22 protein-coding genes, 2 tRNA genes and 1 other annotated feature are annotated in these 24,320 nt (G+C 36.9%); of the genes, 3 read left to right on the forward strand and 21 right to left on the reverse strand.

From position 1 onward, the window contains the following. The 13 genes from ACFO3L_RS10850 to ACFO3L_RS10910 all read right to left on the reverse strand — a co-directional run. Nucleotides 1-635 (reverse strand): transposase family protein (locus ACFO3L_RS10850; RefSeq protein WP_379967349.1); only part of this gene is annotated, 635 nt, incomplete at its 3' end. A gap of 226 nt (nucleotides 636-861) precedes the next feature. Continuing rightward, on the reverse strand, nucleotides 862-1,062 hold the full coding sequence (locus ACFO3L_RS10855; protein ID WP_379967352.1) for a cold-shock protein: 201 nt from the start codon (nucleotides 1,060-1,062) through the stop codon (nucleotides 862-864). A gap of 173 nt (nucleotides 1,063-1,235) precedes the next feature. Continuing rightward, nucleotides 1,236-1,928 carry a RadC family protein gene (gene radC / locus ACFO3L_RS10860; protein ID WP_379967355.1) on the reverse strand — a complete coding sequence of 231 codons (693 nt, stop codon included), beginning with the start codon at nucleotides 1,926-1,928 and terminating at the stop codon, nucleotides 1,236-1,238. A 51-nt stretch (nucleotides 1,929-1,979) separates the two neighbouring features. Beyond that, nucleotides 1,980-2,642 (reverse strand): HAD family hydrolase, encoded by a 663-nt coding sequence (locus ACFO3L_RS10865; RefSeq protein WP_379967358.1) that lies wholly within the window; start codon nucleotides 2,640-2,642, stop codon nucleotides 1,980-1,982. After that, nucleotides 2,639-3,958 carry a bifunctional folylpolyglutamate synthase/dihydrofolate synthase gene (locus ACFO3L_RS10870; protein WP_379967361.1) on the reverse strand — a complete coding sequence of 440 codons (1,320 nt, stop codon included), beginning with the start codon at nucleotides 3,956-3,958 and terminating at the stop codon, nucleotides 2,639-2,641. Before ACFO3L_RS10870 ends, ACFO3L_RS10865 begins: the two co-directional genes overlap by 4 nt. 180 nt (nucleotides 3,959-4,138) lie before the next feature. After that, nucleotides 4,139-4,555 carry a hypothetical protein gene (locus ACFO3L_RS10875; protein ID WP_379967364.1) on the reverse strand — a complete coding sequence of 139 codons (417 nt, stop codon included), beginning with the start codon at nucleotides 4,553-4,555 and terminating at the stop codon, nucleotides 4,139-4,141. 38 nt (nucleotides 4,556-4,593) lie between these two features. Further along, the gene (locus tag ACFO3L_RS10880) at nucleotides 4,594-4,815 is read right to left on the reverse strand and encodes a hypothetical protein (protein ID WP_379967367.1); all 222 of its coding nucleotides are present in this window, start codon (nucleotides 4,813-4,815) and stop codon (nucleotides 4,594-4,596) included. A gap of 2 nt (nucleotides 4,816-4,817) precedes the next feature. Then, nucleotides 4,818-5,138: a hypothetical protein gene (locus ACFO3L_RS10885; protein ID WP_379967370.1), complete on the reverse strand. Its 321-nt coding sequence runs from the start codon at nucleotides 5,136-5,138 to the stop codon at nucleotides 4,818-4,820. A 257-nt stretch (nucleotides 5,139-5,395) separates the two neighbouring features. Beyond that, a complete protein-coding gene (locus tag ACFO3L_RS10890) occupies nucleotides 5,396-8,038 on the reverse strand; it encodes a valine--tRNA ligase (RefSeq protein WP_379967373.1) in 2,643 nt (880 codons plus the stop codon). Between the two features lie 51 nt (nucleotides 8,039-8,089). Beyond that, nucleotides 8,090-8,301: a binding site (T-box leader), on the reverse strand. 31 nt (nucleotides 8,302-8,332) lie between these two features. Continuing rightward, the gene (locus tag ACFO3L_RS10895; RefSeq protein ID WP_379967376.1) at nucleotides 8,333-9,001 is read right to left on the reverse strand and encodes a redox-sensing transcriptional repressor Rex; all 669 of its coding nucleotides are present in this window, start codon (nucleotides 8,999-9,001) and stop codon (nucleotides 8,333-8,335) included. Nucleotides 9,002-9,179: 178 nt separating this feature from the next. Then, nucleotides 9,180-10,382, reverse strand: a complete 1,203-nt coding sequence (thiI, locus tag ACFO3L_RS10900) for a tRNA uracil 4-sulfurtransferase ThiI (RefSeq protein WP_379967379.1) — start codon at nucleotides 10,380-10,382, stop codon at nucleotides 9,180-9,182. 11 nt (nucleotides 10,383-10,393) lie between these two features. Then, on the reverse strand, nucleotides 10,394-11,536 hold the full coding sequence (locus tag ACFO3L_RS10905) for a cysteine desulfurase family protein (protein WP_379967382.1): 1,143 nt from the start codon (nucleotides 11,534-11,536) through the stop codon (nucleotides 10,394-10,396). 772 nt (nucleotides 11,537-12,308) lie between these two features. Next, complete coding sequence (locus tag ACFO3L_RS10910; protein WP_379967385.1) at nucleotides 12,309-14,030, reverse strand: septation ring formation regulator EzrA; 1,722 nt, start codon at nucleotides 14,028-14,030, stop codon at nucleotides 12,309-12,311. A gap of 305 nt (nucleotides 14,031-14,335) precedes the next feature. Here ACFO3L_RS10910 and ACFO3L_RS10915 point away from each other — a divergent pair, with 305 nt between their 5' ends. Next, the gene (locus ACFO3L_RS10915) at nucleotides 14,336-15,685 is read left to right on the forward strand and encodes an aspartate kinase (RefSeq protein WP_379967388.1); all 1,350 of its coding nucleotides are present in this window, start codon (nucleotides 14,336-14,338) and stop codon (nucleotides 15,683-15,685) included. A 37-nt stretch (nucleotides 15,686-15,722) separates the two neighbouring features. Here the strand turns inward: ACFO3L_RS10915 and ACFO3L_RS10920 are convergent, their stop codons facing one another. The 5 genes from ACFO3L_RS10920 to ACFO3L_RS10940 form a co-directional block, all read right to left on the reverse strand. Beyond that, nucleotides 15,723-16,232: a pyrophosphohydrolase domain-containing protein gene (locus ACFO3L_RS10920; RefSeq protein ID WP_379967391.1), complete on the reverse strand. Its 510-nt coding sequence runs from the start codon at nucleotides 16,230-16,232 to the stop codon at nucleotides 15,723-15,725. A gap of 14 nt (nucleotides 16,233-16,246) precedes the next feature. Continuing rightward, a complete protein-coding gene (locus ACFO3L_RS10925) occupies nucleotides 16,247-17,083 on the reverse strand; it encodes a Cof-type HAD-IIB family hydrolase (RefSeq protein ID WP_379967394.1) in 837 nt (278 codons plus the stop codon). Nucleotides 17,084-17,282: 199 nt separating this feature from the next. Beyond that, entirely contained in the window at nucleotides 17,283-18,671 is a 1,389-nt protein-coding gene (gene ltrA / locus ACFO3L_RS10930) for a group II intron reverse transcriptase/maturase (protein ID WP_379967397.1), read from the reverse strand. Between the two features lie 482 nt (nucleotides 18,672-19,153). Next, on the reverse strand, nucleotides 19,154-20,482 hold the full coding sequence (locus ACFO3L_RS10935) for a C1 family peptidase (protein WP_379967400.1): 1,329 nt from the start codon (nucleotides 20,480-20,482) through the stop codon (nucleotides 19,154-19,156). A gap of 95 nt (nucleotides 20,483-20,577) precedes the next feature. After that, nucleotides 20,578-21,315, reverse strand: a complete 738-nt coding sequence (locus ACFO3L_RS10940; RefSeq protein ID WP_379967403.1) for an acyl-ACP thioesterase domain-containing protein — start codon at nucleotides 21,313-21,315, stop codon at nucleotides 20,578-20,580. A gap of 154 nt (nucleotides 21,316-21,469) precedes the next feature. On the opposite strand from ACFO3L_RS10940, the gene ACFO3L_RS10945 reads away from it, so the two are divergent. Both ACFO3L_RS10945 and ACFO3L_RS10950 read left to right on the forward strand, forming a co-directional pair. Beyond that, a complete protein-coding gene (locus tag ACFO3L_RS10945; protein WP_379967405.1) occupies nucleotides 21,470-21,859 on the forward strand; it encodes a GntR family transcriptional regulator in 390 nt (129 codons plus the stop codon). Then, the gene (locus ACFO3L_RS10950; RefSeq protein ID WP_379967408.1) at nucleotides 21,856-23,235 is read left to right on the forward strand and encodes a hypothetical protein; all 1,380 of its coding nucleotides are present in this window, start codon (nucleotides 21,856-21,858) and stop codon (nucleotides 23,233-23,235) included. The genes ACFO3L_RS10945 and ACFO3L_RS10950 overlap by 4 nt, the downstream gene beginning before the upstream one ends. Nucleotides 23,236-23,278: 43 nt before the next feature. Here the strand turns inward: ACFO3L_RS10950 and ACFO3L_RS10955 are convergent. From ACFO3L_RS10955 to ACFO3L_RS10965, 3 genes are all read right to left on the reverse strand, one after another. Next, nucleotides 23,279-23,352: transfer RNA gene (locus ACFO3L_RS10955), tRNA-Asn, on the reverse strand. Nucleotides 23,353-23,400: 48 nt separating this feature from the next. After that, nucleotides 23,401-23,473: transfer RNA gene (locus tag ACFO3L_RS10960), tRNA-Thr, on the reverse strand. 79 nt (nucleotides 23,474-23,552) lie between these two features. After that, a complete protein-coding gene (locus ACFO3L_RS10965) occupies nucleotides 23,553-24,194 on the reverse strand; it encodes an HAD hydrolase-like protein (protein WP_379967411.1) in 642 nt (213 codons plus the stop codon). Between the last annotated feature and the right edge of the window lie 126 nt (nucleotides 24,195-24,320).

Consider the following 24,320-nt stretch of genomic DNA (forward strand, 5'->3'; position numbering starts at 1 on the left):
TTTCTGGGGAAACGCATGAAGTATTGAACGAGTTTATCAAGCCTACGGTCTTCTAGTACCTCAAATAAACGGTTATTTGTCCCGTCAACACAGATGAAGCTCATTGCGCCTTCACAAGACTTCATTGATTTGAATTCATCGACACAAAGAACCTGTGGTATCGTTTGATAGCTTTTATGATACGTTTTTGCCAGTTCTTCTTGAATTCTTAAAACAGTGATATCCGATACAAAGTATCGCTGAGCAATCGACTTACGAGAACTAACTTGAGCTAATTCTAAAAGAATTTGATATTTCAACTCCTTTGCCAAATGATCATGACGTGCGACAATTGGGGTTTGTGCCATGAAGGTTTGTCCGCAATTACGACAAAGAAACCGTGAGCGTTTCAGCTCTAAATAGGTTAACGTGTTACGGAATAAAGCCATTTGAGTACGAGTGGTTTTTGTTCCGTTCTTAACAATTTCACCTTGATTTTTTCTCCCGCATTTCTCGCAATGAGTCGGATTATAAGTCAGGGATCCACTAATTAATTGAGCAGTGACACCTTTTATTTTCGTATCCTTCAACCAATTTTCTGGGAAAGTAATATTTTCATCTGTTAATCCAAGCATTTTTCTAGTATTATTGTCCATGAGGCTTCACTCCTGATTTGTGTTTGTTTTAGACGACTACATTTTATCAGTTTGAGGCCTCTTTTTGTTTGGAAAAATAAAAAAAGTGCCGAAAGAAAATCTCTATGAGATTTTTCCATCAACACCAAATATTATACAACCGATCATTTGATCAAGTTTCTTTTTTATACATCTCAAAAAAAGAGTTATGACAGTTTCCTGTCATAACTCTTTTGGATGAGTTTAATTAAGCTTTGTTAACGTTTGTTGCTTGAGGACCACGATCTGAATCTTCAACATCAAATGTTACTGCTTGGCCTTCTTCTAAAGTTTTGAATCCTTCACCTTGGATTGCTGAGAAATGTACGAATACATCGCTACCGTCTTCGCGAGAAATAAAACCAAATCCTTTTTCTGCGTTAAACCATTTTACTGTTCCATTTTCCATGAATATAACCTCCTAGTGCTTTGCGCACAATAATAATTGTAAGCTTTGCTCGTCATACACATAGAGGTCAAATCAAGATTGCTTTAACTCCTACTTGCGAAACAAAATTACATCTTCTATTTTACACGTAAGTAACCAACTTTGCAACCTACTATCGATGACTTTCGAATATTTTATAAGCGCTCCCAAAAGCCTTCCTCTCGCAAACTGACATATGTTTCATGTCCAATTATTAAATGGTCTAAAAGCTCAATCCCCATCATTTCACCACAGGCTTTTAAACGTTTGGTAAATTCCCGATCATTGGCTGAAGAAGTCGGATCACCACTCGGATGATTGTGAACAATAATGATGCGAGCCGCGCTATGACGGACGGCTCCCCTAAAAATCTCTCTTGGGTGTGCAATACTTTGATTTAGCGAACCAATAAATAACGTCTGGCGATGGACAATTTCATTTTTCGTATTTAAATACAAACACAACAGATGTTCTTGTTGATAATCTTTTAATTCTTCCATTAATTGCATTGCTAAATCGGTACTTGAGCGAATTTTTCCATATTTTGGTTGCAAAGATTGATGAATGCGACTCCCTAACTCCATCATCGCTTTTAATTCAATCGAACGTATCTCTCCAACGCCTCGAATTTGCTGTAACTCATTTAAACTGGCTGCTTTTAAATCATAAAGACTCGGAAATTCAGCTAAGATTAAACCTGATAACTCCATCACATTATAGGGTCTTGAACCGGTACGTAATAAAATCGCTAATAATTCTTGATTCGATAAAGCCTCGGCCCCATAATCAACCAGCCTTTCTCTAGGCATTGAACTTTGAGGAATAACCGATCTTTTTTCTTCTATCATAAAAAAAACTCCTTTACGCATTCTTATTACTAAGATACGCAAAGGATGATTTTACTTATTTAAAAAAGATGGAATAGCTGTCAGACTAGGGAAAATTTCAACCACTTTTGCTTTAACTTCAGAAGACGGTGCAACTAAATCAGGAATCATTACAACATCGATGCCGGCCGCATGCGCCGCTAATACACCGTTTTTAGAGTCTTCTAGAATTAACAACTCTTTTTTAGGCATTACTAAGAACTGGTGAGCTTTTTCAAAAATTTCAGGATCCGGTTTTGCCCGCTTCACATCTTCAAAAGAAATCACGGTTTCAAACTCATGTGTAATCTTATTTTTATCTAATAAAATATCAATCAATCGTCGTTGATTGCTAGAAGCAATCATTTTAGGCATTTCTTTTTCGTTTAAATAATCCAATAATTCTAAAACACCCTCTTTTAAATCTGCTTCTCCTGCTTCAAATAAATCAATCGTTAAATTAAAAATTGTCGAAATGAAATCGTTCACTGCCTGTTCCCCGATTAAAGGATCATACATTTCATGGTAAATTGTCCATAGCTCTTCATCGCTAATCCCAATATATCGATGATAAATTTCTTCTGAATAGTTTAATCCAATTTTATCGGCAATTTCTTGTGTCGCTTGATAATAAAGCTTCTCCGTATCAAACAATAATCCATCTAAGTCAAAAATAACGCCCTGATATGTTTTCATTGATGCTCTCCTTTTAAATTTTTCAAATATTTTCTTACTTCCGAGACAAAGTAAAGAGACCCAGTAATTAAAATCACATCATCATCGGTTACCAGTTCTAATAATTCTGAAAAGCCAACTTGCCATAAAGAAGCAACGGACAATTTTTTAGAATTTTGTGCTTCGTAATTTTTTTCTAAGCGAATTGCACGTGGATTATCAAAAGTCGTAATTAGCACTTTACTCTTCGGTATTTTTGTTAACTGATTTAGCATATTGGAAATATCTTTTGTTTCTAAAGCTGAAAACAAAATAAAGATGTTCCGACCTTTAAATTCTTTTTTCAAATTGTCAACTAAACGAGTCATCGCATGGTCATTATGCGCACCATCTAAAATAATTAACGGCTCTTCACTAATTCTTTCCATACGGGCAGGCCAAGTCGTTTTAGCTAGCCCCTCACGAATCCATTTATGTTGGACGTTGATTTGCTGTTGTTGACAATAGGCAAAAAGAAGAGCAATCGCTAGTCCGGCATTTTCCACTTGATGGGCTCCTAAAAGTGGTGTTCTTAAATCTTTAATTAGTCCTTCGTGATTCGAAAAATCAAAAACCTCGCCCCATTGTGCTGCTGGGTGTTGGTAGGTCACTTCATATTCTTGATGTAAGCGAGTCGTTGGAGCATTTAATGTTTGGGCACGCTCGTCGATTACGGTGAGCGCTTTTTCTTCAATATTACCAGTAACTAATGGCACATTCGGCTTAATAATTCCAGCTTTTTGAAAAGCAATTTCTTCAATTGTTTCTCCTAAAATATCCGTATGATCCATACCAATTGTCGTAATTCCCGTCAAAATGGGCGAAATCACATTGGTTGAATCCAGTAAGCCGCCTAGCCCAACCTCAATTAAAGCCACATCAACTGCTTCTTTGGAAAAATAATCAAAGCCCATGACTGTTAAAAGTTCAAATTCAGTAATCCCTTTTAACTGCTCATCTTGATCAAGTTTTTCAACTAGTGGTTGATATTTTTCAACTAAAGCGATTAATGCCTTATCTGAAATAAAATCATGATTGATTGTTATTCTCTCATTAAATGTTTCAATATATGGCGAAGTAAAACTTCCGACCTTTAAACCCATTTCTTGCAGCATATTCTTTAAATAACTAACGGTCGAACCTTTGCCGTTGGTGCCTGCAATATGAATCATCGGCACTTTTTTTTCTGGATAATCAACAAGTGCCAATAATGCTTCGACTCGTTCCAAACCTGGACGCATGCCGAATGGTAAACGACTATGAATCCATTCAATTGACTCTTCAATTGTTTTTGACATTTTCTTCACCTCATGGCTATTATACCAAATGTCTTGCCAAAGTCATTGTTAAAAAAACAGTAAGCAGCCTTTTCTTACACAACCCCGCTTTTTCAAGAAATTGTACGAATGACTCTTACTGTTGTCTTAATTTTTTACGCTGCAAACCAAATCGTTAATGTCGAATTGGGATCTGCGTAATCACATGTCTGCCATGTGACAGTCGCACCATGTGATTTTAAAAATGCCATAGGCTGAGTCATCATTAACGACATTACTCATCTGATTAAATACTGTATACGTTTGACCATTAATCACAACCTGATCACCGATACCAACTGACCAAATCGCATTACCTGCATTACTCGCCTTTTCAATTAAGTAATGCGAGGGATCGTCTGTCCATTGATAGATGTAAGACGTCCACTGAGGCACCATGCCCAATCCTGAAAAAGAACTCAAGTCAAAGTGATGCCCTTTAAAATTAAAGCCATCCGTTCTTGAAACTGGTGCTTGTGTAACCGGTGGGACTGGACTTTCTGTCGGTTGTTGTTTTTCTTGCGAAACCGTATTTGATTGTGGGACATCGGAGTCTACATTGGTTTCATTTGAGGCCATACGTGAATCGCCTACTACCTGATTTCCAATAAGCGAAGTCATTTTTTTTGTTTTAACGCTTCTTGTCTCGCTTCCTCTTCGGCTTTTTCTTTTTTAATTTTATTATCTACCGCTGTTTTAAACTCAGCTAATGGTTTCTCGTATTTTTTTCTAACAGAAGTTGGCGTTACTGCTTTGACTAATTTTTCAAATCTCTGATAATTTTTCATAGAGTAATTCGTTTGATTTTTAGCGTACCACGTATCGACAGCTGCCTTCATTTCTACTTGTCGCTTGGTAAAATCAACTGGTTTTCTTTCGATAATTTTTCTGTTTTAGCTTCTAACCTATCCATCGAATCGGTTAAATCAGTCAATACTTTTTGTGTTTCTGCGATGGTCTGTTGTTCTAATATTTCTTCATTCAACAGTTGAACGACTTGATTCGTTAATTTATCCTGTTCGACAACTAACTGCTCCTTCAAGTTTGATTCTTTCACCGTTTCGGCTACGGTATAAATACTTAATCCAGATATCGCAACGAACACGAATAAAATAAAAATCTTTAGTAACGGACTAATAGTGGGAATACTTTTCTTTTGCACTTTTATAATCCTTTCTTGAAAATAAATAAACCTTATCCAACATTACAAATGACTAAATCCTTCAATCATTAAATAAAACAACTTATCAGGTGAAGCATTTCCAGTTTAATTTCAACTGAAAATTTCGCAAGAGTTATCGAATGATTCCCTGTGCCTCTTGTTATTTTATATCGACTATTTTTAACCTATTTTTAAATGATTAGGCACAAAAAAGAATCTTCTCATAATCAAGAAGATTCTTTTTTAAAATATTTAGCTTATAATTGATTCTTTAATTGATCAATTCGTGCAATAACTGACGCTTGTTTTTCTAAATAATCTGCTTCTTTCGCACGCTCTTGTGCAACGACTTCATCAGGTGCATTCGAAACAAAACGTTCGTTTGATAGTTTGCCTTGAACACGTTTCACTTCTTGCGTCCATTTAGCTAACTCTTTATTTAAACGTTCAATTTCTTCCTCAATATTAATCAAATCAGCTAATGGTAAATAAATTGTTGCACCAGTTAAGATGGCTGACATCGCCATTTCTGGTGCTTCAATCGTACTAGAAATCACTAGTTCTTCTGGATTACAGAAACGTTCAATGTAGTTTTTGTTTTCTAATAAGAATTGTTCAATCGCTGAATCATGTGTTTGGATTAATAATGTGATTGATTTTGAAAGTGGTGTATTCACTTCTGCACGAATATTACGAACGGAACGGATTAATTCTTTTAGTGTTTCCATTCCTGTTGTTGCTTTTTCATCCAACCATTCTTCATGAACCACTGGGTATTTAGCGACAACTAATGATTCCCCTTCATGTGGTAATTTACTCCAAATTTCTTCGGTTACAAATGGCATAATTGGATGAAGTAATCGTAAACTTTGATCAAGTACGTGAACTAAAACACTCTTGTTCATTGTTTTTGCCACTTCATTTTCACCGTAAAGTGTTTCTTTACTCATCTCAATATACCAGTCACAAAAATCATCCCAAATGAAGTTATAAAGTTGACGACCAGCTTCACCAAATTCAAAACGTTCAAATAAAGTAGTGACTTTTTCAATTGTTTCATTTAATCGGCTTAAAATCCAACGATCGGCAACTGTTTTTTCGCCTTCTAAACTCAAATCACTCAACTCTAAGTCTTCAATGTTCATTAAAACAAAACGTGAAGCGTTCCAAATTTTGTTAATAAAGTTCCATGCTGCATCCATTTTTTCATAACTGAAACGAACGTCTTGACCAGGCGATGAGCCATTTGATAAGAACCAACGAAGCGCATCGGCACCATACTGTTCAATCACTTCCATCGGATCAATTCCGTTACCAAGTGATTTACTCATCTTACGGCCTTCTTCATCACGAATTAAACCGTGAATTAAAACATTTTCAAATGGACGTTTATCCGTAAACTCTAAACTTTGGAAGATCATACGACTTACCCAAAAAGCGATAATATCGTATCCTGTTACTAATGTGTTATTTGGGAAGTAACGTTGGTAATCTTCACTTGATTCATCTGGCCAACCCATCGTAGAAAATGGCCATAGTGCTGAACTAAACCAAGTATCTAACACGTCTGGATCTTGTACCCAATTTTCAATATCAGTTGGGGCTTCCATGCTAACATGAACTTCACCGGTTTCTTTATGGTGCCAAGCGGGAATTTGATGTCCCCACCATAATTGACGCGAAATAACCCAATCATGAATATTTTCCATCCAACGTAAGAATGTTTGATTAAAGCGCGGCGGATAAAAATTAACAGCATCTTCTGTTTCTTGGTTCGCAATTGCTTTTTCAGCTAGTGGTTTCATTTTAACAAACCATTGTGTTGATAAACGGGGCTCAACAACGACGCCAGTACGTTCTGAGTGTCCTACACTATGAATCATTTTTTCAATTTTATCTAAACGACCGATTGCTTCTAAGTCTTTTACAATTTGTTTACGAGCTGCAAAACGATCCATACCAGCATAGATACCTGCTAAATCATTCATTGTTGCATCATCATTCATTACGTTAACACGGGGTAAATTGTGTCGATTACCGACCTCAAAGTCATTTGGATCATGAGCTGGTGTAATTTTTACAACCCCTGTTCCAAATTCCATATCAACATAATCATCGGCGATAACGGGAATTTCTTTATTGACTAACGGTAAAACAACCATTTTACCAATTAAATCTTTATAGCGCTCATCTTCCGGATGTACAGCAACTGCAGTATCCCCTAACATGGTTTCTGGACGAGTTGTTGCAATTTTCACCACACCAGAACCATCTGCTAATGGATAAGACATATGATAAAACGCACCTTCAATGTCTTTATGAATCACTTCAATATCAGACAGGGCCGTTTTAGCTTGGGGATCCCAGTTAATGATGTATTCACCACGATAAATTAATTCTTTTTCGTAGAGTGTCACGAAGACTTTACGAACCGCTTCTGATAAACCGTCATCTAATGTAAAACGTTCACGGCTATAGTCAAGTGATAAACCTAATTTTGCCCACTGTTCACGAATATGTCCAGCGTACTCTTCTTTCCAGCTCCATACTTCTTCGACAAATTTTTCGCGACCAAGGTCATAACGACTAATCCCTTGTTCTCTTAATTTTTCTTCTACTTTGGCTTGTGTCGCAATTCCCGCATGGTCCATTCCTGGTAACCATAATGTATCGTAACCTTGCATCCGTTTTTGGCGAATAATAATATCTTGTAATGCCGTATCCCAAGCATGACCTAAATGTAGTTTCCCTGTCACGTTTGGCGGTGGAATTACGATTGAATATGGTTTTGCTTCCTTGTTGCCACTTGGTTTAAACAAATCTTTTTCTAACCAAGCTTCATAACGACCAGCTTCAACTTCTTGCGGTTGATACTTCGTTGATAGTTCTTTCTTAGTCATTTTCTCATCCTCCTAAATCCAATAAAAAAAGTCCTAAGATGTTTTAACACATCTTAGGACGTAAATACGCGGTACCACCTAAATTGTAGATTGACTCTACCTCTCATAGCGTGAGTTAACGATCACGACTCGTTTGATTCTACTCTTGTTCAAATCAAAAACTCCCAAGCTACCTTCACTAATCATCGTTGAAAGTCTCCCACCATAAACTTTCTCTCTTAAAACAATTGCAATTAGTTACTCCTCTTGTTCAACGTCTTGCTACATTTTACAATGAAGTTTTTTGATTGTCAATTAAATACCCGTTAGAAACGCTGAAGGTCTATAGTGGTATTCATTATCAAAGAAAATTAAGGTTAATAGTTCCGTTGTTAAATCAATGTAACGAATATTTACGTTTGAAGGTACGATTACACGATCAGGTGCAAAATTCAAAATAGCAGTAATGCCCCCTTCAACGATCACATCGACTGCTTCTTGTGAACTATGACTTGGTACAGTTGTTATCGCTACGGTAATGTTATGTTCTTGAACGACTTCTTTCAATTCGTCCATTCCATGCACATAGTAACCTTGATAATAGGTGCCAATTAATTCCGGGTCATTATCAAACACGCATGTAATTTTTAAATTTTCATTTCTTCTAAAATTATTGTTTAGTAAAGCTTTCCCTAGATTTCCCATACCAATTAAAGCGATTCGTTTCTTCTCATCGGTTGCCAATAATTCACTAAAAACTTCAATTAAAAAAGGCACTTCATACCCATATCCACTACGACCTAATTCGCCTAAATAAGAAAAATCTCGACGGATGGTTGCTGAAGGTACTTGGGTAATTTCAGCAAATTCACGTGATTTGATTCTCGTCACATTATTTGACTCAAGTATTTTCAGATTTCGTAGATATAGTGGTAAACGTTTAGCTGTTGCTTTAGGCAACTTTTTAAGTTCTTTTGGTTCCACGTACTCCACTCCCTTTGTTCATATATTCACATGATAACATGAACAAAATCATTCTGCAACCACTTTTTGTTTGTTTTTTCACAAAACAAAACACCTGACTATGCAAGCTCAAGCTTTTACATCCTTAAGCTTGTTCAGTCAGGTGAGATTTTTTAATCCTGCGAATGACGCTCTTCCATTAAAGTAAATCAGAAAAATCGTCTTCCACTTGGCTCGCTGAAATTTCTGTAATCTTTAATGCTTCCATTGCACGTGTCAGCATTCCATCAATATCTAAACGTTCTTCATATTGATGGACTTTATCTAAACGCGGGCGTGTTTTTGGTTGTGGTGGGGCAAAAATTGTACAACAATCTTCAAATGGTAAAATCGATAGTTCAAATGTATCAATTTTTTGCGCAACTTCAATAATCTCTAACTTATCCATCGTTGAAACTGGCCGAATAATTGGGGTTGTTGTCACTTCATTAATCGCCACCATACTATGTAGCGTTTGTGAAGCAACTTGTCCAAGCGACTCACCATTAACAATAATTAAACCTTTACGCTTTTCACGAATCAAATCTGTTAGACGCATCATCATACGACGCGTAATCGTCATCCAGTAACCTTGAGGCGCGTGATTTTTGATTTCTTCTTGAATCTCTGTAAAAGGCACTTCAATAAATTGGATACTTCCAACATAAGGTGTTAGTTTTTTCGTTAAATCTTTGGCTTTTTGTAAAGCTTGTTCACTCGTATATGGTGGACTAGCAAAGTGAACGGCTTCTATTTCTACTCCACGCTTCATCGCATAGTAGCCTGCAACCGGTGAATCAATCCCGCCAGAAAGCATCAACATACCCTTGCCCGCTGTTCCGACTGGTAAACCACCTGCGCCTTGAACTGTTTCATAGGATAAATAAGCACCATCCATACGAATCTCTAAACGTAAATTAATATCAGGCTGTTTCATTTTCACTTTAATATTGGGGAAAATATCAAATATGGCGTTACCTAGCGTTAAGTTTAATTCGTTACTGTCTTGAATAAAATCATGATCACTACGTTTGGCTGTAATTTTAAACGTTTCTTCTCCCGTATAAATTTCGCGCATAATTGTTTGTGCCATTTCTTTAATTACTTCGATATCTTTTTCTACACGAATACTCGGAGAAAAATTTTGAATCCCAAAAACTTTTGTTAATAATGGAATGATTTTAGTACTATCTTCTCCATTTAACAGTAAGTGCATACGATCTCTTTCTGCTTTAACTTTGACGTTTGGGAAATCAACTAAACTTTTTTTTACATTTGATGCCAAACGATTAATAAACGTATTTCTATTTTTTCCTTTGGTTGAAAGTTCACCATAACGAACCATAATTTCTGTATATTTCACAAGTTTGCTCCTTAGTTAATTTTTGAGAATTTCTGATATAACTGATTGAAAACGGTTAAGAACTGCTCAACTTCCACCATCGTATTGCTTTGATCCAAACTAATTCGAACCGCTGTCGTTGAAAGGTGATTCGGAACGTTCATTGCGGCCAATGTTCCACGAACTTGTTGTTTTTTACTTGAACAAGCACTAGTCGTTGATAAGTAAATCGCTTTTTCTTCAAAAGCATGAACCAAAACTTCTCCACGAATTCCTTTTAAGCCAAAACATAAAATATGTGGTGCGAAATTCTCTTTTTGAGAAAAAATCGTAACTCTTTCATATGAAGATAAAGCATCTACCAAGGTGTTTTTTAATTGTTCGACTTTATTTGGTGCTTCGGCTTTCTTTTCTAATGTTAAGCGTAAACTACGAGCCATAGCGACAATTCCTGCCAAATTTTCGGTACTACTTCTTTCATTATTTTCTTGACCACCACCAGTTAAAAGTGGGGCTAATTTACGGCCATGACGCCAAAAAATAAAGCCAACCCCTCTTGGCCCATGAAATTTGTGTGCAGAGAAAGTCGCAAAATCAACACGTGGTGTCAACCAACCCTTTGTATCGACGTGTCCCACACTTTGTACCGCATCAACATGAAAATGAATACTTGGATAAGACGCCAAGACTTGACTAATGTCTTTAATCGGTTGAATTGCTCCAATTTCATTATTAACAGCCATAATTGATACTAAAATTGTGTCTTTACGTATTAATTTTTCTAACGCCGTAACGTCTACAACACCTTGAGCATTCACTGGTGCGTAGCTGAGTTCGAAACCAAGCGCTGTTAATTGCTTCGCACTTTCCGTTACTGAAGGGTGTTCGATACTGGATAAAATCACATGTTTTCCAAATGATTTTTTCGCTAAAGCTGTTCCTTTAATGACCCAATTATTTCCTTCTGTTCCACCACTCGTAAAAAAAATTTCCTTTGGACTAACAGATAAATAATCAGCTACCTGTTCACGGGCTCTTTGTAATAGGCGATGCGCTTGGTTTCCTAATTCATGTAAACTTGAAGGATTACCAAAAATCCGTTGACTCGTTTGTACATAAGTATTCAGTGATTCGGGATAAATCGGGGATGTTGCACTGTGATCAAAATAAATCATTAAAAAGATCCTCTCTGTCTAAATTCTTACTCATTATAACGATTCCACCACAACCTTTCAAGTAAGAGGCGATAAAATGAGCGGTTTGCTCCGATAAATAAGGACGTATCTGGAAAATAAATGGCTCTTTCATTTTTTTACAGATCAACTTATTTCTGATGAGCAGCTCAGTTTACGCCGTTTCAATAAGAGGCTGTAATTGAAGCGTTTTGTGGCGAGTAATAAGCACAGAAGCGAAAGAAAGTGTTCTTCTTTCTATTCGATTCTAGCTTATTACCGAGACACAGCTTCCATTACGCCGTTTCATAAGAGGCTGTAAAATGAGCGGTTTGCTCCGATAAATAAGGACGTATCTGGAAAATAAATGGCTCTTTCATTTTTTTACAGATCAACTTATTTCTGAGGAGCAGCTCAGTTTACGCCGTTTCAGTAAGAGGCTGTAAAATGAGCGGTTTGCTCCGATAAATAAGGACGTATCTGGAAAATAAATGGCTCTTTCATTTTTTTACAGATCAACTTATTTCTGAAGAGCAGCTCAGTTTACGCCGTTTCAATAAGAGGCTGTAATTGAAGCGTTTTGTGGCGAGTAATAAGCACAGAAGCGAAAGAAAGTGTTCTTCTTTCTATTCGATTCTAGCTTATTACCGAGACACAGCTTCCATTACGCCGTTTCAATAAGAGGCTGTAATTAAAGCGTTTTGTGGCTCCTAAAACCCACTCGAAAAAAGAAGCTATGACGTATTTGTCATAGCTTCTTTGATTATCGTTTTGCTTAAACTAAATCTTGGTGTTTAAAGTAAAATTTCTCTAAACGTTCAAAAGCACCTGGTTCAACTCGTTCTAAACTTGTTGCAATCGTATCAAGTGCGTCTTGATAACGATACTCATCGTTAAACAAGACTAAACCATGTTGAATTGCTGCTTTAATTTCAGGATTTGAATGGCGATAACGGTTTGCGTATTGCATCAATTGCTCCGTTAAGGCTGCGGCATCAACTAACTCTTTCGTACGAGTATCAAGCATTTTTAATTCGTCTTCACAAATCGCAACTAGCTTATTAACTTCTTCAATATTGATTCGAATACGATTCAATGATTTCCCTAAGTCTTCTACTCGATCAGTTACTAGGAAAAAGAATTCCAAGTAATCACCTGGTAAGCCTGGCAAGCGTTGTTTTTCAACATAACGTTTTAAATTACGCAATTTAAACTCAAAGGTCTCAATTTTTTCTTGCGCTACTTTTTCATCTTTTCTCAATTCTCTCAAGGAATCATCAATTTCAACTTGCTGATTTTCAACATCATCTAAAATATGATAAGACTCTTTGTAAAAATCTTGAACTTCTGAAAAAGGCACTTCACTTGCATCTAATTTAGGCGTAAGTTCTTCAATTCGACGAACAATCGCATCAATCTCTGTTTGGAATCCACGCACACGACCTAATTCATTACGATTTAACGTATAGCTTTGAGACGTATGGTCAAGTTCGATCAATAGTTGACGATTATTTTTAATTGAATGCTCAATGTAATCTTCAATAATTGTACGATTTTTAAGAACATATTTTTTCGCATCAATTTCTCGTTCCATGACTGAGTACAATGTATCGATTTCTTGGGCAGTGTCACGATTTGCGACTTCAACAGCTGAAATTTCTGCTTTTTCTAAATCCGACATTGATGACTCGACACGACGAGCAACACGATGAATTTCATTCTCAAAGTTTTCTTCAGGGAATTGATATTTTTCTTCAATTAGTTTTGCGTAGCCTTCTTTAATTTCTTTTAATTGAGAAGGGAATGTTTTATTTAGTTCCTCATAGGCAACTGGAATACGAGCCATTAAATCTTGTAGCTCATATGTGTGTCCTTCTGCGGTATCTAAAACTTCGCGGGCTTCAACTGGATCACCAGAAGTATTCAATGTTACGAATTGGGTAAACTCAATTTCAATGTTCTTTACTTGTTTTTGTAGCTCAGCATAAGCTGGTCCATAAAGCGCACCTTGTTCTCTTAAGTTTTTCTTCAAATCTTCGTAAACATCTAACGCTTGTTGAACTTGTAAAGAATTGCGTTCTTCACTTTCACGAAGCTCTTTCAAGCCTTGGCGAATGTTTTTAACTTCTTCTTCCATTTCACTAATCGTTAATTCTGCTTCATCAACAGCTGCTTTTCCTTTTAAAAATCTAAATGATTCATTCAGACTTTCAACTTCAAAAATTTGACTTTCTAATTCAGCAAACGAACTTGTTGAAATATCGGTCCATTTTTGACTCCACTCTCTAAAAGTATTTTGACTTTGTCCGACAAGATGCATTTTTTTCACATCGTCTACTTCTTCAATAACGGGCAAATCAAAAAGCTCTTCTTTACGCTTTTCTAATAAGTTCAGTCGTTCTTGGTTCTTTCTTCGCATAAAAAAGCCGACTCCATATAATACGGCAACCACAACGACTATGGCAATGACGGCTCCGATAATAACTTGACTCTGCATTCAAAGTTCCTCCATTTTACTCCAGTGTTCATTTATTAATAATCAATTGTGTCAGACACAAATTACTTTCATCATTATTCAGCTGTAATTTTCTACCATAAAAAAGCATCTACCATAAATTATAGCACAAACAAATATTTCAAGCACTAAGAATAGACAAAAAAATAAAATTATTACCTCAAATAGCCAATTTTAAAAGAAGTAATAAAAAAATAGAAAATAATAGCAAAATTTCATGAAATTTTTCGAATTATCTGTATAATAGGGAGAAGGAAACTTAAAATTTGATTGGAAGAGGATTAGAAATGAAAGTTATTAAATTCGGGGGAAGCTCGCTAGCGTCGGCTGAGCAAGTAAAAAAGGTAATACAAATTATTAAAGATGACGATAAAAGACGCTTCGTTGTAGTTTCTGCTCCTGGGAAACGTGCGTCTAATGATCGAAAAGTCACTGATTTATTGATTGACCTCTATGATGCTTGTATCACAAACAAAGAAACGTTCGCTACCATTGATGCCATTTACCAACGGTACGCTGAGATTGCTGCACCTTTTGGGATAGATAGCGCCGTTTTAGCTGATATTTTAGAATCGCTTCAAACATTAGCAACATTACCTATCACAGATAATTCCTACTTTTTAGATGAAATTTTATCTGCTGGGGAAAATAATAATGCTAAGTTGATAGCAAGCATTTGCCAAGCATCAGGAATTCCTGCGCGCTATATTAATCCTAAAGAACTTGGAATTGTCGTTACGAATGAACCGCAAAATGCACATATTTTAACGAAAGCTTACAAAAAAATTTATGAATGGCGTCACGCAAAAGAAATTCTAATCATTCCTGGTTTCTTTGGATACACTGAGAATGGCCAAATATGTACTTTCTCACGTGGCGGTTCAGATATCTCAGGTGCAATTGTTGCCCGCGGTCTTCGCGCGAGTTTGTATGAAAACTTTACTGATGTGAACGGAATTTATGCGGCTCACCCTGGCTACATTCACGAGCCCGAAACCATTGCTGAATTGACCTATCGTGAAATGCGTGAATTGGCTTATGCTGGTTTCTCTGTTTTCCACGAGGAAGCCTTAATGCCTTGTTTCCAGGCAAGTATTCCTGTAGTCATCAAAAACACGAATAATCCAAGTCATCCAGGTACACAAATCGTAACTGAGAGGACGAACTTAGAGAGACCCGTTGTTGGAATCAGTAGTGATGAAGGATTTTCAATGATTTATCTAAGTAAGTATTTAATGAATAAGGAAGTTGGTTTTACTTTACGTATTCTTGAAATTTTCCGTGATTTCGATTTAAACTATGAGCACATGCCTTCTGGAATTGATGATTTATCAATTATTTTCCGTTCCGAACAACTCAATGAAGAAACAGAAGAAGAACTTTTACGTAAAATCGCCTATGAAATTAATCCAGATGAATTGCGTATCACCCATGACTTATCACTTGTGGTTGTTGTAGGTGAAGGAATGAAGCAACGTGTTGGTAGTATGGCTGAAAGTACAGCCGCTCTGGCTCGCAAAAATATCAACTTAGAAATGATTAACCAAGGTTCATCTGAGGTCAGTTTTATGTTTGGAATCCACAAAGAACGTGAAAAAGATGCGATTCGTAGCCTTTACTATACTTTCTTCGAATAATCTGAATAATTTAAAGAGCAAGCAGCTCGACACTTCGTCAATTCTGCTTGCTCTTTGTTTGTCGCTTGATTTCGGCTTTAATCTTTTCCTCGGGCGCATAATCTTGCTCCCAATTTAACGGCTTTAAAACCTTATGTGTCACAGGATCATAATGCGGTTTACCATCTGGGAAAATTTTCCCCATATTGGCTTGATGAACAATTTCTAATATTGGCTGTGGGTCAACTCCGAGCAATGAAAAAGAGCCATAAGTAAAATACAATAAGTCCGTTAAAGCGTCAACTTGCTGCACTAGTACATCGTCAACCGCTTCATCTTTAGCTAAAATTTTCAATTTTGCTTGATCAATTGCCTGATGCATCGCCGCAACCGCATCATCAAAAACATTCGTTCCCGCTTGACTTGACGCATAAAGCAATTCAACTAGTTCCTCCACTTTGAAACCTACTCGATTTTGAACCTGTTCTTTCGAAAAAGGGGTGGGCTGCTCTGGGCGGTTATTATCAAAAATACGATGAAACGTTTCTGTCATCTCAAATGGTTGCATCTTATCACTCCCTTTTAAATTACTTTAAAATATTTCAATGCCTTTTCAATCCCTTGGTGTTGATGGCTATCAGTGACAAAATCCGCAATTTCTTTTGTCCCTTGTTGCGCATTTCCCATCGCGACACCTATTCCAACGATTTTCAACATCTCAATATCATTTAAATGATCGCCAAAGGCCATCGTTTCTTCAAACGTTAATCCTTTATCTGCTAAAAAATGCTGAATACCTTGAACTTTGGATCCACCTTTAGGAACAAGATCCACTGTATAAGGATTCGAACGTTGGAAATCACAGTTGGGCAAAGCCTTGATTAATTTTTCATTTTCGTATTCTGCACCAAACATCATACATTGATAAATTGGCTCTTCAAAAATCGCCAAATTTGAATACCGTTCTTTTCTTCGATTAGGACTAAATTTTTGTAAAGCTAATTTAACCGTTCGAACTGGAAAGTTTTTAGGTACAAAACGGATAAAACGACGAATAAAGCCAGACTCACCAATCCGCATCGTTAAACTACCTTCAACCTGTTTTAAACTACCAAAAAGAAGTTGTCGCGAGTTTTGATTCGCATAAGTGACGATTTCATCAATCACTCTTTTTTCAAATGGATGGGCATAAATCATTTTATGTTGGTCATAGACAAGTTGCCCATTATAGGTTACAAACATATCTAAATTCAAATCTTTTACAATACGTCGTAAACTTCTTGGACCACGCCCAGTAGAAACACCACATAATACGCCGTTTTTTTGAGCAAGTGAAATTGCCCGTTTCGTACTTCGACTAACACGACCATTACGAGACAATAACGTTCCATCGACGTCAAAGAAAATTGCCTTAATCATCGAGACACCTCCTCTATAACTTAAAATAATACCAACACTATTCTTGAAACTCAAGAGGTTCGAATACTTTTAGCCGAAAAAAATTCTCCAAAAAATCGAAAAAGCGTAGAGCATTGCGACTAAAAATCGAGTAGAGGTCCGAACGCATAGGTTCGCACCCCTCTCACACCACCGTACGTACGGACCCGTATACGGCGGTTCAATAATTTGAGTGTACGAACTGGTATTTCAAGGATATATCCATATATCCTCGAGATACCAGTTCTTTGTCTGTAAGCGAGTGATGGAGGATATGACTCATGGCTATCTTCCAATAGCCTTTCCTAGTATTCGACCACTTGTACGCTTTGTGCTTATCGATTCCTAACAACATCAGATTTCTTCTTCTGGTTCGTGGATATTTCCATTGTTTCCAGATGTATTGTCGGATTCTACGCTTCAACCATCCGTTCAGTTCATTCATGAACCCCTTCATTTCACCAATGCCATAATAGTTTATCCAACCATTCATCAGCTGTTTGATTTCCTTGAATAGAACTGCCACACTTCGCCCACGGTTACGCTTTGTGATTCTCTTCAATTTCTGTTTCACCGTTATTTTGGCTTTATTGTGGGGACGAATCTTAACACCTTTCTTCGTTGGGTGGATACAAAATCCCAGAAACTTTCGTTTCAAGGGACTTCCTACCGCGCTCTTTTCACGATTGACAGTGAGCTTCAGTTCGCCTTCCAGAAAGTTGATGGCGTTACTCATCACTCGATGTCCCGCTCGTTTACTCCTGATGTAGATATTACAGTCATCGGCGTAACGAACGAACTTGTGACCTCTTGCTTCAAGAAATCTATCGAATTCATTGAGATAGATATTACTTAACAATGGTGATAGGTTTCCACCTTGCGGTGTCCCTTCCTCCGAAGGATGAACCAAGCCATTTTCCATAATTCCACTCATGAGATAACGACGTATCAAGCACAAGACCTGTTTATCTTGAACTTTCTTTTCGATGAGGTACATCAGTTTATCGTGATTAACGGTGTCAAAATAAGCTTTCATATCAATGTCTACAACGTATCTGTAACCTTGCTCGTAATACGACTTGGCCTGTATAATTGCCATCTGCGCACTACGTTTTGGACGAAACCCAAAACTATTATCGGAGAACTCAGTTTCAAATATTGGTTGTAAAACTTGATTGATTGCTTGTTGAAGCATACGGTCGATGACCGTGGGAATCCCCAGTTTTCGCTTATCACCATTTGATTTGGGTATCTCTACCCGCCGTACAGGTGATGGTTTATACGAACCCTCGCGAAGCTGATTCAGGAGTTCCTCACGATTCTCCTTCAAGTAGGGAAGCAGTTGGTCGTACATCATACCGTCCACTCCCGCTGCTCCCTTATTTCTGACCACTTGAAGGTAAGCTCGATTGAGATTATTCCTTGACAGGATTCTCTCAAACAGAGTTGATACACCATCTTGGTCTGTTTGTTCACCGCAAGAAGTGCTACGCACTTCGTCATATCCTTCGTGTTCCACACTATCCTTTTGACGATAGTCAGATCGTTCTGTTTTCTGCGATTGTCGCACTTCTCACACCTCCTAAATTTCTCAAGATTATTATTGTTCAGTCCTTCGTAGCCTGTCAGATGGCTACTACTATGACCTCGGCTGACTTCTTACGATTCATCCTAATGTCACCATTAAGATTGTGCTAGCTCGTTATCATTTAACTCACACAACACCCTCGTAAGACCTCCCCCGGTAAGAGCAATAACTTTCCTCCCATGTAACTGCTGGATTTACTGTATAGGTTTCGGGCAGTATTGGACTTCGTCTTGTCTTGCAGACTTATCCGACCTAATTCAGCCTTATATCCAGTTTCTGTTCGTCAGTTCAGGAGTTTGCGTCCGGCTTCCTTCAGCTACAACCTCACGATTGCCACCTTGCCTTTCGCTAACAGTTCCTACTGCCAAGCCTGTAGCGGACTTTCACCGCCTAGTTATTGCCCATGCAGGGCGCACAAGAAAAAGAACACCTGAATGTCAAGTGTTCTTCTATCGTTATCTATATTATGCCAAAGCCCCCATTGGGTCCCATGCATCTAAAACAATCGGTTCTGCGTTAAAGTCAGCTAGTTGTTCTGCAGTTAATAAGTCTTTACGGATAACAACTTGGTAGGTAAATTCATCCATCCATGCATCACTTGCAACAAAGAATCCTTTATCCCCTACTTTTTCGCCCCAGCTATTTTCAACTTTCCATTTTGTTGATTGCCCATCGATCAAATCGACACCTGTTAAGACCATCGCATGCGTCATCAAACTTTCACCATAATCCAAACGTTGCGCTTTGGTCATATCAAAATCAATTCCAAACAAGCTATTAACATCAAAGGCTTCAGTAGCCATAATCCCACTATCGCGAGTGGAAGATTGACCCACATCGCAACCAAACCAAACTGATTCACCTTGCTCTAATTGTGCAATTGCTAATTTTTTCAAAGTTGCCATTTCAACGTTTAAATAGCGGACTTCTTTACCACCTACAACGTTTCCTAATAAATCAACCGTGTATGAACGATTATATGGTTTATCTTTGGTTGGCGCATTGATAATACTCACGTAATCATCCAAATTTACACCAATATACTTATCATAGAATGTTTGTGGTGTTAATCCACGCTCTATATGATATTCTTGGTTTTCATCCCGATACTCAAAATCAAATTCTGTTGGCGGAGTACCAAGAGAGATGACTAAGAATTGATACACTTCTTGTAAAAATCCTTCTTTGATTAATTGAATTTCTTCCATTGGTACATTTTTTTCAACTAATTCTCTTAATGCAATCGCATCGCAACGCAATTTCTTATTCAAATAATTATTCAATTCATTTGAACTAGAAGAATTACGGCTTTCAGGCATGACAGCTTTCGGTACTGCCCCATATTTTTGAAAAATAGAAACAATCATATCCCATTGACCACCATCTTGTTGCGGTGTTTGCAATAGAAAGGCAACTTCACGACTTGTTCTTTCTTGATTCGCTGTTTTTAAAATATTTTCATAAAAATAATTTGCTTTTTCATATTTATCCCAAAAGAACGTATAATTTTGTGAAAGTTCAAATTCTTTTAAATTAAAGTTTGCTAAAATTTTATGACGGAAAGTATTTAAAGCAGCAAACATCCAGCAACGACCTGATTGCTCTTGATTTGATACTTTACCTGTTTTAATATCAATCGAAAAAACAGGTGTATTATGGACCGCCGCACTGATATTTTCAGCTGATGCCTTAATCCCATTTTTGACTACTGCACGTTGCAATGTCATTTGGTGTTGGTTTTCTTGAATTTCTTGCGCAAATTTCTCCGTTAATGCTTTTGTTATTTCAGTCATTCCCCATGCCTCATTTCTTTTCGGTTATACAGCAACCATTCTACTCCTCTAAATACATAAAAACAATTACTCCTAACAAATTAGAAACAATAATTTTATTTTTTATGCCACAACATTTGTCCTCGTGAGCAAACTTGATCGTTCACAATAATTTCATGCTTCGTTAACATCTTATCGCATTCATTGATTTTTTCAAAACGAACATGGGGATTTTCCCCATAGACGACTTCTTTTTCAAAACGAATATGACTATCGACTAATTCATAACTATCCAGAAATTCTAAACCTAAAGGCGCAAACATCCATGTAAAATAAACCGCATTATTGACATGATGATTTTCATCAATATCGTAATACTGAATGGTTAAATCCGTCTCTTCATATTGATCCAGAGGTAAAAAGTTAGCTGTCCGCCGAATCGATTTAATCGCTTCACTTTGATAAGGTGCAATAATTGATTCCTGTACCCGACTAATTTTACGGGTTTCTTGATTCATCAGGGCAAAAATAGATTGAATTAAAACAAGCTCCTCGCCTATCTCATTAAAGACCCAAAAATTACGGTAACAAAAAAAGCGGTTGTAAGCCACAGCTTCTGTTTTAAAAATCAATTGTTGCCCGACTACGGGTAATTGTTTAACCTGGATTTCATATTCGGTAATAATCCAATTTAGTCCTAACCCATGGATATATGCAGTTCCCCGGCCTAGTTTCATACTTTGCTGTTCGGAAGCCTTAATGGCTACAGCGACGAGCATTGATGGGGTCATTTGACCATTCATATCGCATTCATAGTAAGCAACTTCATGCGTCATTTCGTAAACTAATCCCACTTTTTTCTCCTCAATTCTCAAACTTATTTGATTTGGTGCTATTTTCACCCACATAGTAACTATTCTACTCTTGTATTTTTTGAAAAACAATCTTCTTTTCTATTTACAATCTCCGATCTTTGTATTACTTTTTATAATACAAAGAGGTGATCATATGATTTTTGAAATTGACGAACAAAGTAACGAGCCCATTTATAAACAAATCCAGCAACAAATTATTTTAGGGATTGCACAAAATAAAATTCAACCCGGTATGAACTTGCCCTCTATTCGACAATTGAGTGATGAACTAAGTATTAATCCAATGACCATTTCCAAGGCTTATACGTTATTAAAAGAGCAAGGCTATTTAATAACCGATCGACGTAAAGGAGCGATGATTACACAGCCTGACTCTTTTACTGAAGTTGAAAGAACCCAATACTTACATGATTTAGCCTTTTTACTCGCTCAAGGACGACTCCATCAAGAAAGCTCATCTAAGATACTGACTGATATTGAGTCTATACTCAATCAATACGATCAAGAAAGGAAGCCACTATGAACTATTTATTTATCGGTATGTTAATCTTTATCAATGTTCTACAGGCCTTCACATTGGGTTTAGCTGGTAAGCCACATCAACAAGTCATTTTGGAAAATACTATACCAAAAGAATACTTAAACCATCCAGAGATCAAGCAAATTGCGGACAAGTACCAGCTACGTTTATGGCAACTAGCAGCTGTTTACAGTGTACTTAGTTTCAGTTTATTATTTCTATCATACGAATCTCTTCAACTAACAGCCTTTTGGATTCTCATATTTGCTAGTCTAACGAGTACTTATCTATGTAAAATCTATTTTATTCGTGAAATGAGGTGGCTACTAGTACATAATCAATGGCAGTCACTTATTATACCTAAGCGAATTGATACTACCCTTATTATTAATAAAAATCAACGAATGGTTCCAGTCTATTGGTTGTATCTAGCTTACATCCCAAGCCTTCCTTTGGCTTGGTACACAATGAGAGTCAGCGATATTCCAACAGCTAGCATCTTATTAGCAAGTAGTACAAGTCTATTCTTACTAATGCTCGTCAATTACTACTATATCGGTCGCATTCCTGCAAAAAGTTTAACGAGCGATTCCCAAATTAATCAGGTCTATAATGATTTAACGAAACATAGTTGGTCCTTTTTAACTATTTTAATTAACTGGCTCATGTTGCCTTTGTTATTCTTGCCTATTTTCATGTCACAAATATCCGGCCTTTTAGCCTATAGTTTAATTGTAATTTATAGTTGCCTCTTACTATTTATGATTTTTTTCATCATTGCCTATCTATACCATTTACGGAAAAAACAAGACCACCTCTTAATGCAAAGTTCCGATTTCCGTTATAGTGGCGAAGATCAATATTGGACTTATGGTATCTATATCAATCCCAATGATCCTAAACTTTTTGTGCCTGACCGTATCGGTATGAATATTGGTATTAACTTAGGTAGAACCTCAGGTAAAATAATCATGGCTTTCACCAGTCTTTTATTGGTCGCTACTTTCTTCATGACAGTCATCCCAGCTTATTTATATGATTTTACAGCAGACCCGATAAGGTTTGAAAAAACTCAAGAATCGATTCTTTTATCTGCACCTTTTGCACCAACTTCTACGATTCCTATTGATACCATTCGAGCCGCTGAGTTAATCGATTCACTACCCAGACCATTAACAAAGACCTTTGGCATGGCAACAGATAATTATGCGATTGGACGCTTTAACACCAACAATCGAACCAGTTATTTATATATTGATTATCGTTCCTCACCAATTTTAAAAATTCAAACCGACACAATCGATTATTATTATACAAATAAACAATCAAAACAAACTTTAACCCTTTATCAACTTCTGGAAATTTCTAAAGATAAATAAAATAAAAGAAGTATTTTCAATTACGAAAATACTTCTTTTCTGACTCCGGCAGTAGGACTCGAACCTACGACATCATGATTAACAGTCATGCGCTACTACCAACTGAGCTATGCCGGAATAATTTAATTAAATGTGCCGTTATTTTAAAATGAATAATCATTCTAAAGCCACCTGTCGGACTTGAACCGACGACCCCCACCTTACCATGGTGGTGCTCTACCAGCTGAGCTAAGGCGGCAGTACTTCGACTAACACAAGAATTAGAATACCGAATTTTGTTCTAAATGTCAATAGTATTTGTCGATATTACTTGTTATTTATTGAATTATTTTTAGTAAATCTAAGGTATCCGCAATAATTCTCGTTGCACCTGCTTTTTTCAATTCTTTCTCATCCCCAAAACCGTATAACACACCAATCGATTCGATGTTATTTTGTGATGCACCGAGAATATCATGCATGCGATCTCCAATCATTACGACCTCTTCTAATGATTCAATTTTGGATTCATCAAAAGCATAACGAATGACGTCTGCTTTTTTTGAACGTGTCCCTTCTAAATTCGCACCATAGATTCCTTTAAAATATTGACTAAAATTTAAGTAATCCAATATTTGCTTAGCAAAAACATCTGGTTTAGACGTCGCAAGATAGATTTCTTTTGTTTTTGCTAATTCTATCAGCACTTTTTGAATTCCTGTGTAGGGTTGCATAAGATAAAGACCTTCTTGACTATATAACTCACGATAGTAGCCTACTGCCTTATTAGCCTCTTCTTTAGTCATTCCTAGCTCAACGTATGAATCAACTAACGGAGGGCCAATGAAGCTCTTTAAAGAGTCATTACTTGGGTGTTCCCACTGCATTTTATCTAAAGAATATAAGATCGACTTAAAGATTCCCTCGCTAGGGTCAATAATTGTGCCATCCAAATCGAATAAAATCTGTGTTTTCTTCATCTTTATCCCTCCATTTAATTACTATAACAAAAAAACATCCAAACAATTGGATGTTTAAAACTCCGGCAGTAGGACTCGAACCTACGACATCATGATTAACAGTCATGCGCTACTACCAACTGAGCT

It is taken from the genome of Enterococcus eurekensis, from assembly GCF_042654605.1.
Classification (GTDB): Bacteria; Bacillota; Bacilli; order Lactobacillales; family Enterococcaceae; genus Enterococcus_I; species Enterococcus_I eurekensis.

Bases quoted from the DNA above. Each gene is read 5' to 3' on its own strand.
- ACFO3L_RS10855 (WP_379967352.1), bottom strand. From the start codon at position 1,062: ATGGAAAATGGAACAGTAAAATGGTTTAACGCAGAAAAAGGATTTGGT.
- radC (WP_379967355.1), bottom strand. From the start codon at position 1,928: ATGATAGAAGAAAAAAGATCGGTTATTCCTCAAAGTTCAATGCCTAGA.
- ACFO3L_RS10865 (WP_379967358.1), bottom strand. From the start codon at position 2,642: ATGAAAACATATCAGGGCGTTATTTTTGACTTAGATGGATTATTGTTT.
- ACFO3L_RS10870 (WP_379967361.1), bottom strand. From the start codon at position 3,958: ATGTCAAAAACAATTGAAGAGTCAATTGAATGGATTCATAGTCGTTTA.
- ACFO3L_RS10875 (WP_379967364.1), bottom strand. From the start codon at position 4,555: ATGGCCTCAAATGAAACCAATGTAGACTCCGATGTCCCACAATCAAAT.
- ACFO3L_RS10880 (WP_379967367.1), bottom strand. From the start codon at position 4,815: ATGAAGGCAGCTGTCGATACGTGGTACGCTAAAAATCAAACGAATTAC.
- ACFO3L_RS10890 (WP_379967373.1), bottom strand. From the start codon at position 8,038: ATGACTAAGAAAGAACTATCAACGAAGTATCAACCGCAAGAAGTTGAA.
- ACFO3L_RS10905 (WP_379967382.1), bottom strand. From the start codon at position 11,536: ATGATTTATTTTGATCACAGTGCAACATCCCCGATTTATCCCGAATCA.
- ACFO3L_RS10910 (WP_379967385.1), bottom strand. From the start codon at position 14,030: ATGCAGAGTCAAGTTATTATCGGAGCCGTCATTGCCATAGTCGTTGTG.
- ACFO3L_RS10915 (WP_379967388.1), top strand. From the start codon at position 14,336: ATGAAAGTTATTAAATTCGGGGGAAGCTCGCTAGCGTCGGCTGAGCAA.
- ACFO3L_RS10920 (WP_379967391.1), bottom strand. From the start codon at position 16,232: ATGCAACCATTTGAGATGACAGAAACGTTTCATCGTATTTTTGATAAT.
- ACFO3L_RS10925 (WP_379967394.1), bottom strand. From the start codon at position 17,083: ATGATTAAGGCAATTTTCTTTGACGTCGATGGAACGTTATTGTCTCGT.
- ACFO3L_RS10935 (WP_379967400.1), bottom strand. From the start codon at position 20,482: ATGACTGAAATAACAAAAGCATTAACGGAGAAATTTGCGCAAGAAATT.
- ACFO3L_RS10945 (WP_379967405.1), top strand. From the start codon at position 21,470: ATGATTTTTGAAATTGACGAACAAAGTAACGAGCCCATTTATAAACAA.
- ACFO3L_RS10950 (WP_379967408.1), top strand. From the start codon at position 21,856: ATGAACTATTTATTTATCGGTATGTTAATCTTTATCAATGTTCTACAG.
- ACFO3L_RS10965 (WP_379967411.1), bottom strand. From the start codon at position 24,194: ATGAAGAAAACACAGATTTTATTCGATTTGGATGGCACAATTATTGAC.